9 protein-coding genes are annotated in these 11,301 nt (G+C 47.7%); all 9 read left to right on the forward strand.

The window, feature by feature from the left end; translation table 11 throughout:
- The first annotated feature begins 50 nt into the window (after positions 1-50).
- The 9 genes from lysS to BAZ21_RS24945 all read left to right on the forward strand — a co-directional run bounded on the left by lysS (position 51) and on the right by BAZ21_RS24945 (position 11,230).
- Entirely contained in the window at positions 51-1,571 is a 1,521-nt protein-coding gene (lysS, locus tag BAZ21_RS24905; RefSeq protein WP_068505565.1) for a lysine--tRNA ligase, read from the forward strand.
- A 95-nt stretch (positions 1,572-1,666) separates the two neighbouring features.
- A complete protein-coding gene (locus BAZ21_RS24910) occupies positions 1,667-3,004 on the forward strand; it encodes a TrkH family potassium uptake protein (protein WP_068505566.1) in 1,338 nt (445 codons plus the stop codon).
- A 284-nt stretch (positions 3,005-3,288) separates the two neighbouring features.
- Complete coding sequence (locus tag BAZ21_RS24915; RefSeq protein WP_068505567.1) at positions 3,289-3,816, forward strand: hypothetical protein; 528 nt, start codon at positions 3,289-3,291, stop codon at positions 3,814-3,816.
- 513 nt (positions 3,817-4,329) lie between these two features.
- Complete coding sequence (fabI, locus tag BAZ21_RS24920) at positions 4,330-5,100, forward strand: enoyl-ACP reductase FabI (protein WP_068505568.1); 771 nt, start codon at positions 4,330-4,332, stop codon at positions 5,098-5,100.
- 12 nt (positions 5,101-5,112) lie between these two features.
- Positions 5,113-6,573 (forward strand): class I adenylate-forming enzyme family protein, encoded by a 1,461-nt coding sequence (locus tag BAZ21_RS24925; protein WP_068505569.1) that lies wholly within the window; start codon positions 5,113-5,115, stop codon positions 6,571-6,573.
- Between the two features lie 56 nt (positions 6,574-6,629).
- Entirely contained in the window at positions 6,630-7,853 is a 1,224-nt protein-coding gene (locus BAZ21_RS24930) for an aldehyde dehydrogenase family protein (protein ID WP_068505570.1), read from the forward strand.
- Entirely contained in the window at positions 7,850-9,553 is a 1,704-nt protein-coding gene (locus BAZ21_RS24935) for a thiamine pyrophosphate-binding protein (protein WP_068505571.1), read from the forward strand. Before BAZ21_RS24930 ends, BAZ21_RS24935 begins: the two co-directional genes overlap by 4 nt.
- A gap of 23 nt (positions 9,554-9,576) precedes the next feature.
- Entirely contained in the window at positions 9,577-10,818 is a 1,242-nt protein-coding gene (gene fabF / locus BAZ21_RS24940; RefSeq protein WP_068505572.1) for a beta-ketoacyl-ACP synthase II, read from the forward strand.
- Between the two features lie 4 nt (positions 10,819-10,822).
- Positions 10,823-11,230, forward strand: coding sequence for a 3-hydroxyacyl-ACP dehydratase FabZ family protein (locus BAZ21_RS24945; RefSeq protein ID WP_068505573.1), 408 nt, complete (start codon positions 10,823-10,825; stop codon positions 11,228-11,230).
- Positions 11,231-11,301: the final 71 nt, after the last annotated feature.

Below are 11,301 nucleotides of genomic sequence, written 5' to 3' on the forward strand. Positions count from 1 at the left end.
CGGACGGACCCCGGCCCGTTTACTCATAATAAAGGAGCTGATTTAGCACCATGTCGGATGAAACTACGAATCAGGAATCACAGGAAAATCGCGAGGAATTAAGTGAATTGTTGCAAATTCGCCGCGCCAAATTGGACGAGCTGCGCTCATTGGGCATTGATCCCTTTGGACGTAAATACATACGCACGGCTGAAGCGGGCGTACTGTTAAGCAAGTATGACAGTCTGACCAAGGAAGAGCTGGAAGAAAAGAATCTTGAAGTTAGCATTGCAGGCCGTATCATGGCTAAACGGGTGATGGGTAAAGCCAGCTTCGCTCATATACAGGATCTTAGCGGACGTATTCAAATTTATGTTCGTCAGGACAGTGTACCGGAAGAACAGTATAAAGCATTTAGTATTTTGGATCTGGGCGATATTGTCGGTATTAAGGGTGTGCTGTTCAAAACCAAAACGGGAGAAACTACGATCAAGGCACTGGATATTGTGGTCTTGTCCAAGTCCCTGTATCCATTACCGGAAAAATATCATGGTCTGAAGGATGTTGAATTGCGCTACCGTCAGCGCTATGTTGATCTGGTTATGAACCCGGAAGTGCAAAAAACGTTCATTACACGTTCCCGCATTATTCAATCCATGCGCCGCTATTTGGACTCGCTCGGTTATTTGGAAGTTGAGACTCCGACATTACATTCCATCGCCGGCGGTGCAGCAGCCAAGCCGTTTATTACGCACCATAATGCATTGGACATGCAGCTTTATATGCGTATTGCCATTGAGCTTCATCTCAAACGACTGATTGTCGGCGGAATGGAGAAGGTATATGAGATCGGACGCGTATACCGTAATGAAGGTGTTTCCACACGCCACAACCCTGAGTTTACAATGATTGAGCTGTATGAAGCGTATGCCGACTACCAGGATATCATGCAATTAACGGAAAACATGGTCGCTCATATTGCGCAGGAAGTGCTTGGTACACAACGCATTCAGTATCAAGGTCATGAAGTGGACCTGACACCGCAATGGCGCAGAGTGTCGATGGTGGATGCTGTTAAAGAAGTAACAGGCGTGGATTTTGGAGCACACCTGAGTAATGAAGAAGCTCATCGCCTTGCGAAGGAGCATAACGTAAAGGTAGAGCCGCATATGACCTTTGGCCATATCCTTAATGCTTTCTTTGAAGAATTCGTAGAAGAAACGCTCATTCAGCCAACCTTTATTACAGGGCATCCGGTTGAAATCTCGCCGCTGGCGAAGAGAAATGAGCAAGATCCGCGCTTTACGGATCGTTTTGAGCTGTTCGTGGTAGCTCGTGAGCATGCAAATGCGTTCACCGAGCTGAATGACCCGATTGACCAACGCCAGCGTTTTGAAGCACAATTGCTGGAACGTGAGCATGGCAATGACGAGGCTCATGAAATGGATGATGATTTTATCCGTGCACTGGAATACGGTATGCCGCCGACAGGCGGGCTGGGTATCGGCATCGACCGTTTGGTTATGCTGCTGACAGATGCGCCGTCCATTCGCGACGTGCTGCTTTTCCCGCATATGCGTAACGTACAGTAGAATAACATAACATTATGAATATAGAGGATCAGCCGGGCTTCTCTCCCGTGTCTTGTTCCTCTTTTTCATAAGAATGGATGGAGAGAGTATTTCTAATGAAACGCAGCGTCAAGCTTGCCCGGTTTGCGTCGCCTCCTTTTATATTGGTCATCGGATATTTGCTGATTATTGCATTAGGCACTTTGCTGCTGATGCTCCCTATTTCCAATCATAGTGGACATGCTCCGCATTGGATTGATTCGCTGTTTACGTCTGTTTCGGCTGCTTGTGTTACCGGATTGGTCGTGGTGGACGTGAATTCAACCTATACGATGTTTGGAGAAACCGTCATTATGGTGCTGATGCAGTTGGGTGGGCTGGGTTTTATGACCTTGGCGACCTTGTTTGCATTGATGCTGGGGCGACGATTGTCGTTGAAGGATCGGCTGCTGCTGAAGGAAGCGATTAATGCCGACAGCATGGAAGGAATTGTGCGCATTATTCGCAAGGTGCTGATCTTCTCTTTTACCATTGAGGCGATAGCTGCCATAGTCATGGCTTTGCGGTGGATGAGGGAGATGCCTGTTGGACAAGCGATATACTATGGAATATTCCACTCGGTATCTCTTTTTAATAACGGGGGTTTTGACCTGTTTGGGAGCAGCTTCCAACAGTATGCTGGAGACTTTGTATTCAATATAATTGCATCTGTGCTTGTCATTTCAGGGGGATTGGGTTTCCTTGTACTGAGTGATCTGTTCGATTTTCGCCGTACCCGGAGACTGAGTCTTCACTCCAAAATGGTGTTAAGTGTGTCGGGTGCGCTTATTGTGATCGGAGCACTTGTTATATTTATTTTTGAGTTTACCAATGCTCGTACCCTGGGTTCATTGAATTGGGAGGGGAAATTGTACGCTTCTGTCTTTCAATCCGTATCTACACGATCGTCAGGGACAAGTACAGTTGATATCAGCGGCTTGAGGCAGGCCAGTCAGTTCTTTATCATGCTGCTGATGATTATCGGAGCTTCGCCAGGCTCTACCGGGGGCGGAATCAAAACAACCACATTCCTGCTGATGATTGGTGCATTGTTGGCCGTCATGCGAGGTCAGAAGGAAATTGTGTTCTTCCGCCATAGGGTTCCCAACGATATCATGATGCGGGCGCTGACTATTATTATACTGGCGCTTTTTATATTCTCGATTGTCGTTATGCTGCTGTTGATGACAGAGGATGCCCCATTCCTCTCCCTTGCATTTGAGGCGGCGTCCGCCATCGGAACGGTAGGGTTGTCCGTAGGAGTGACGCCGGGACTGTCTGACGCAGGCAAGCTGATCATTTGTGTGACCATGTTTATTGGTCGAATTGGTCCTCTTACGATTGCTTATGCTCTTCGTCCACGCTCGACCAAGACGCTGTATCGTCGTCCCGAAGGACATATCGTAATTGGATAGCTTAATAGTAAAAAAAGATGCATCCGTGCTGATTGACACGGGTGCATTTTTTTTCATTAACATCATTTCATGTGCAGCATATCATGAAAAGTGTCCCACTTGAGCATAAGAGACAACGACGGCCTGAACAGATAGCTTTTTGCAGAAAAATGGCTATTTGTTTCCTTTTATGTAATTATAGACAAGATACTAGGAATATTATGTATAATATTGTATGATAGTGGGCGTGAAAGGGGGGGAGCTGAGGGGAATACCAACTTCTAATCTGAAAGGAATTATCTATTATGTATTTATTTATCATTAGTGCTGAAGTTTTATTCTGGGTGTTTGTTGTTGCAGGGCTGATCGCAAGATATATGTTTGGCTTAAAGAAATTGGGCGGTCTTCTTTTACTGTGTACTCCTATTATTGATATCCTGTTACTGATAGCGGTGTTCATCACGGTGAGCAGCGGTATGGAGATTACGACCGCTACTGGTTTGGCGGCCTGCTATCTTGGCATTACGGTAGCGTTTGGTCACAGGATGATTAAATGGGCGGATTTGCGGTTCTCACATTGGTTCGGCAAGGGACCGAAGCCCGAACGCAAGTATGGCGCTGCTCATGCCAAAGAAGAAATAACGGGTTGGTTGCTTCACCTCTTGGGCTGGGCCATCGGCAACGCTCTGTTGTTCGCCATCATTGTGTATGTAGATGATCCACAGCGTACGGTTTCCTTGGAGGGCATTATGAGCACCTGGGCAATCGTTCTGGTCATCGACTTTATTGTCTCCTTTAGCTATGTCCTGGCTCCAAGGAAAAAAAAGGCATAGTCTCAGAAATAATAAGCTTCACAATTGTATGAAATAAGACAGGTCACTCAGGATGTTCAAATCGGGAGGGGCGATGATGGCAAAAAATGAAGTTGTCACTTCCGGTAGTTTAATGAGTCTGCCTCGCTTTGACAGTCACCTCATTTTTGTCTTCCACCTTTGTACTTGCATGGATTCCTTCCGATTTGAACACAGACAAACAGAATCAGCACAGTTTTCATAAGCTGACAGACAGCATGGATGATGTGTTATCCAGAACAAGCTATCACATGGAGCGCGCTTAAATTCCCGAAGGAGTGGGGTTTGTAACTATAGCCAAACTCATCTGCGGAATAGTGTATTCCAATCTTCATGAAGTTTAAATGAATTCTTGTATTTGCCTAAAAGGTCGCTAGTTTAATTTCGGCAACTAACATGATAATATTCCAGAAAACATTACATGTGTCTATATATGTAGACATATAAAATTAAGTTTCTTTTTTGTTGAAAAATGTAAAAAGAAAGGTGGTTTCTGTGGCGGCACTGCTGAGTGGTAAGAACATTTTGATTATGGGCGTGGCTAATAACAGGAGTATTGCCTGGGGGGCAGCCCAATCTTTAGCTGCTGAAGGAGCAAGGCTCATTTTTACTTACGAAAATGAGAGGGTTGCAGACCGGGTGCTAAAGCTTGTTGCAACGATTCCGGGGTCCATGGTCTGTCCCTGTAATGTACAGAGCGATGAAGAATTGGATGCACTGACGGATTTTCTAAAGGAGAAAGTAGGCGTCCTGCATGGTTATTTTCACAGTGTTGCCTATGCTAAAGCTGAGGATTTGGATGGCCTGTTCGTCGACACTTCTCGCGAGGGATTCGCCATTGCTCAAGAAATCAGTGCCTACTCTCTGGCCGCGGTTTCCAGGCGGATCTACCCGCTGATGACGGAGGGTGGAAGTATCGTCACCATGACGTATATTGGCGCTGAACGAGCGATCAAGAATTACAACGTTATGGGTGTGGCGAAGGCTTCACTGGAAGCCAGCATGCGCTATCTGTCGAACGATCTGGGTACTTATGGTATTCGTGTCAATGCGATTTCAGCGGGTCCCATACGGACTTTGGCCGCTTATGGGATTAAGGATTTTAGCACGATGCTAAAGCATATTGAAGAGACGACACCCCTGCGCAAGACGGTCGATACGTCCGAAGTCGGAGATACCGCGTTATTCCTGTTTTCCCATTTATCGAGAGGCATTACGGGAGAAGTTATCCATGTTGATGCAGGATACCATATTACGGGGATGTAAGGAGGGAACGCTATGCTTGTTACGCATACGGATTGCCGAATTATCTCACCTGAAGGGATTATGACAAGGGAGCGTCTGGAGCGAGACGTTACGATCTTCTCCCGTATGTTGGCTCTCCGAGGAGTTCCTGAAGAAGGCAGAGTGATTCTGAAAGCGGCCAATTCTTATTATTTTGTTGTGTCTCTGTTCTCCCTGTGCAACATTGCTGTTTCGGTGACTGTAGTGGACGAGCAGACCGTATTTGATGAAATAGCTCAAATTTACGACGAAGCAGGTGCCTGCTGCATCCTGACCGATTGCGATCCAGGACTTTCTCATGCATCTGTTATTCTGATTCAAGATCTAATCCAAGAACAAGCAGTACACCCACATTGGGTTGGAGAGCCGGAGATCCATGGCATCGACTTTAACAAGTGGTGCGAGAGGTCAGATGCCCTCATTTTGTATTCTTCAGGTACGACGGGAAAACCCAAGGGAATCGTGAAAGCTGGATCAGCCTTCATGGACAATATCAGACATTCTATACACGCCATGAACTACTTGCCGTCTGACCATATGCTCCCCGTTGTACCGTTCTCTCACTTCTATGGTATTTCACTTATTTTCTCCTGGTGGTTAACCTCATGTTCTCTCATCATCTGCAATCCTAAAAACCTCTGGAGCGTCATTGCAAGTATTACGAAAGATCGGGCGACGGTCGTAGACGCTAACCCCTCTGTTTTTTACACCTTGTTGCGTATGTTAAACCGAAAACCCGAACAACTGGAAATGGTCAAGGAATCTCCGGTGCGCATGTGGTGCGTAGGCGGTTCCCCACTCACCCAAGACCTTGAAGAGAAATTCAACAACATATTTGGACAGCCCCTGCTGAATGGTTACGGCCTTTCTGAATTGGGCAACGTTACGCTAGGGACGCTGGAGTGTCCGAAGGGTTGTGGCAAACCGTTGCCTGGTGTGAACCTGAAAATACTGGATACTGCTGGCAACCAGCAGGCGGACGGCATCGTAGGCGAAGTGTGGATACACAGTGCCGGATGCATGGAAGGTTACCTGAATCGTCCAGACCTGACGAAGTCCGTTCTACAGGACGGCTGGTTCAAGACGGGCGATCTGGGCTATCTGGATGACGAGATGCTGTATGTCATTGGCCGCAGCGGCAAGACGGTCAACCGGATGGGCTATATGGTATCTCCAGTCTATATCGAGGACCGGATGGGTTCGCTAGGTTACCGATCCTGCGTGATCACCTTGGAAGATGAGGCTAAAGGAACGTTGCTTGTTGCATTTATCGAAGGCGAATCCCCACAGTCCTTGTCTGTACTCCGCAAAGAGATGAATCGGGTACTTCCTTCATACATGTTTCCCGATCTTTTGCTTCCGCTTGCCCAATTTCCTTTAAATCGGAATGGAAAAGTAGACCGGCTGGAAATGGAGCGCACCGCCCTGGAGAAAGTTGCTTCTCGCAAAGTGTAAGTGTTGAAGAAACAAAATATTACCAAAAATCGCATAAAGGAAAGGGAGAATGCGTCATGAGTATGAATCCGGAACTGGCCAAAAACACGCTTTTTTTGGAAAGGCATGAAGCGATTCTGAAGTGCCTCAATTATTTGATTGAGAATCGGCAGGAAGTAATGGATATTCTCACGCAATTTTCATCCTATCGGGCCGCCAATGCAGAAATTGATTCTACGATCCTCACACTCCAAGGTGCTTTGCAGGAAGTGCAGACCTATCAGCCGAGCTGGCAGCGTTCTATGGCTGTGTTTATGCCTTCCAACGTTATTTTGTACTCTTATGCATTATACCTCTTGATTCCGTCCCTGTACGTTGAGCAAATAGACTTTCGTCCTTCCTCTCACGTAAACGAGTACGTCAGCATGCTGCATGAAAAGCTCCAGGCTGTACATGGATTACCCATCTATATTCGTAAGGTTAGCCAGAGAGTTTTCATGGAAAATTCGGTTATGCCAGCTGATATTGTGGTGTTCACCGGGAGCTATGTCAATGCGGAGAAGATCAAAAAACAAATCCGAAAAGACCAACTCTACATCTTCTATGGACAAGGGATCAATCCTTTCGTCATCGGACCCGATGCCGATCTGGAACTGGCGGTTACCGACGTAATCCGAATGAGACTGTTCAACTCTGGACAGGACTGCCTGGGACCCGACATTATTCTGGTACATCAAGAGGTGACGGAGAATTTCAAAAACCTGCTGATTATGCGACTTGACCAACTGGTGTTTGGAGCCAACAATGATCCGAACGCGAACTATACCCCTATTTTCTATAAAGACGCGTTGTATTCGGTTTCTGAATATTTCAATACGAACGATAAGTTTATTGTTTACGGCGGTGGCATTGATTTCCGTACGAAAAAGATGGAGCCAACGGTTGTATATAGCGAACTAGATCAGGATTTGGAGATTATCGAGTATTTTTCACCGGTCTTCAATGTGGTTAGCTACCGAGACGACGAGCAGCTAATCAAGCGTATTTCCTCCAGTTATTTCAGTGAACGTGCGATGGGCTGCAGCTTGTACGGATCTAATCATCTGGCGGACGTACTTCGAAAGAAGCACACGCTGACTATTAATCAGACGCTTGAGGATGTGGATCAGGGCAATAAGCCATTTGGTGGCTACGGCACGATGTCGAATTATATTTTTTACGATTTCAAGCTTGTCTCGAAGCCCATTTTGATCTCCGAAATTGTTGCAGAATACTTGTCGGAAAAGAGGAGTTTGGTATGACTGTGAGCTTATCCCCCTGGGATGCCATCATTGACTATTTAAAATCGGCCGGGGTTCGTCATCTCTTTGGATTACCTAGTGATGATCTCAAAATTGTATCGTCACTTCCCTCTTCAGGTATGGATTTCATTCTGTGCAAAGATCAGCGTAATGCTGTGTTCATGGCAGCAGGCTATGCGCTCACAACCAACCAGATGTCTGTATGTGTTGTGGGGAAAGGTCCTGCGCTCAGTAATACACTTACGGGGCTGCTGGAAGCGAAGAACCTTGGTGCTCCGCTTCTACTGTTGGCGCTTGGCACCGGAGGGGACAAGTTGGGTACCCGATCCTTTCAGGAAGCCGATCAAATCTCACTCGTGAAGCCGCTCGTCAAATGGGCTTACCGTGTCGAGCATGTGGATCGGCTTGTATGGGCGATGGAACGGGCGGCTTTTTTGGCCATCAACGGGGCTCCGGGTCCTGTCTATATTGAACTACCCGAAAATCTGATGGACCAGCCTGTGCCGACAGGGCTTCAGTTTACCCCACCAGAAAAGCTTACGTGCTCTCCGTCTCTTCGGGAGCTGGATGCGGCATGGGCGATTATAAAGACGGCGCGCAGGCCCCTCATTCTAGTCGGAGGCGGAATGAAGTCAGGGACGCCGAACGATGTCATTGAGCTGTTCGCTCACCAACATGGAGCGGCCTTGTTCGCAACCGCCTCGGGACGGGGTGTAGTGGATGAAGACCACGAACTCTTCTGTGGTGTCGCCGGGCTGTACACGGATATCAACTTGAGACAAATCTGGGAAAAATCTGATGTAGTGATTACGCTGGGCAGCCGATTGGAAGAAACGGCTACGTTCGAGTGGGATATTTTTCTACAAGATACGCCTTTAATTCAGGTCAATGTAAATCTGGAGGATTTTGCACACGAATATAGGGGCGTCAAGCTGCTTGGAGATGGATATGCCGCAGTGGAGCAATGGCATGATCGGCTAGGGCAGAAGCCTGATGGAGAATGGCTTGAAATGATCAGGAGCTGTAAAGAGAAGGCTTTTTCGCAACGGGCCATTTATCTGGAAAAGTTGAAAAAGGCTCCTGGAATCCACGTGCCGGAGCTGTTGGAAATGATTCAGACGGAGTTCCCTGAAAACCTGGTGCTTCTTCAAGAGAATGGATTGCAGGATATGTGGTCCTACTTTTATCCATATTTTCGCTTTACGCACGGTTCTCTTTCGATTGTTCCCAGTGACCAAACGAGTCTTGGATTCGGTGCGGCCGCTGCTTTGGGAGCAAGTGTGGCAACAAAATGTCCAGTAGTGGCACTTGTAGGTGACGGTGCGTTCAATCTCTTCTGTTCGGATTTTATGACGGCGGTAGAGTATCAAATACCGTTAATCTATCTCGTACTCAATAATGGCGGCTATGGTTGGTTGCAGAATCAGATGAACTATAAGCACCTCTCAGGGCAGTCCCTCCCATTTGTTTCTGAGGCGGCCAAGGCAGGAATTCAAATTCCCCGGTATGAGTTTGTCGAGAGTCTGGCAATCCGGAGCAAGGGGGAGGCCAAAGAACAGCTTCAGCTTGCTTGGCAAAAGTATCAGGAGAACAAGCTCGTGGTCGTCGAGGTATATGCCGATCTTGCGGATGTGCATGAAAAAATCAGTCATGTGTATGGCGACTTTCCCCTCTACGAACAGCAGGCTTCCAAGAATTAATTTCAGCGAAGGACGTGGGTACAGTGAGAAGACGTGTTGTAGTGACAGGACAGGGAGTCGTAACGCCGGTCGGGCATAATCTTGCGGATTTCTGGAATTCACTGTTGGAAGGGAAGAGCGGCATCGGACCTGTCACTGCTTTCGATACAGCAGACATTCCGACAAAGATTGGTGCACAGGTTACGGGCTTTGATCCGTTGCAATATATGAGCAAGAAGGAAGCTAATAAAGTCGCACAGTTCACTCAGTTTGCCCTAGCGGCTGCTCGGCAGGCAGTCGAACAATCGAAATTAGTGATTGACGAGCGGAATGCAGGTCGCGTGGGTGTTATTGTCGGTTCTGGAGCAGGCGGTCTCGACGTCATAGAGGAGAACTATGGAAAATTAACAAAGCTTGGTCCCAAAAGGGTTTCTCCTTATTTTGTTTCCTCCATGATGATTAATTCGGCGCCTGGTGAAATATCCATTGCTATCGGAGCCAAGGGACCTTCGTTTGCTGTGGTTACGGCTTGCGCCACAGGAAGTAATGCCATTGGTGAAGCATTACGTACGATCCAGTACGGCACGGCTGATGTCGTGGTCGCTGGAGGAGCAGAAGCTAATTTTAGTCAGCTTGATTTGGCATCTTTTGCGAATATCCATGCTCTCTCCAGACGCAATGAAGAGCCGCAGAAGGCCAGTCGTCCGTTTGATGTGGACCGCGATGGATTCGTCATCGGTGGAGGAGCAGGGGTCTTGGTGCTGGAGGAGCTGGAGCATGCCTTGAACCGCGGGGCTACCATTTTGGCCGAAGTTACGGGTTACGGATGCACAACCGATGCGTACCATATCACGGCTCCAGATCCCTCGGGCTCCGGCCCGGCAGAAGCGATCAGCATCGCACTGCAGGATGGTGGCTTGACACCCCAGGAAATCGACTATGTCAATGCCCATGGTACGAGTACTCCATTTAATGATCGTATGGAGATTAATGCTATTCATAAAGTATTCGGGGAGCATGCTCCACATTTGGCGATATCGTCTATTAAATCCATGACAGGCCATTTAATGGGCGGAGCAGGGGCAGTCGAATTAATCGCGACTGTACAGAGCATGATCCACAGCAAAGTACCACCGACACTCAATTGCGACAACCCGGAAGCCCCTGAATTGAATTTTGTGCCGCATGTATATCAGGAACGTGAAGTCCGTGCGGCAATTAGCAACTCCTTTGGTTTCGGAGGGCACAACGTCTGTCTTGCCGTTCGCAAGTGGGAGGGGGTATAAGCCTGTGAGCGAAGAGCTAATCCATATCCCGGATGTGCTTCCACACAGGTACCCATTTCTTCTGCTGGATGGCGTGACCGGGTACGAAACGTCGCAATGGGCGAAGGGGTACAAGCTTGTTACCTGGAGTGAATGGTTTATTACAGAGGCTAATCCATACATGCCTCCTATGCTAATCGTAGAGTCGCTCGCACAATTGGCGGCATTTGCTGCGATTGACAAAAAAGGTATTTCATATCTGACCAACCTCAATGGAATTCGATTCCACAGCTTGGCGAAGCCAGGGGACCGAATTGATCTCTATTTTGAAGTAATCAAGCGTCGGCGGGGATATATACTCGGCAGCGGTCGCGCTTCTGTAGGCGAGCGTTTGATAGCTGAGGCGGAAGAAATTGTTTCACTTGATCAATGATCGGAAAGAGCGCAGTTAATCTGTCTTTTGTGTCCTCCTGACTGCCTTGCAGCGGGAGGATTTCACATCAC

This window comes from Paenibacillus kribbensis, assembly GCF_001705305.1.
Lineage (GTDB): Bacteria > Bacillota > Bacilli > Paenibacillales > Paenibacillaceae > Paenibacillus > Paenibacillus kribbensis_B.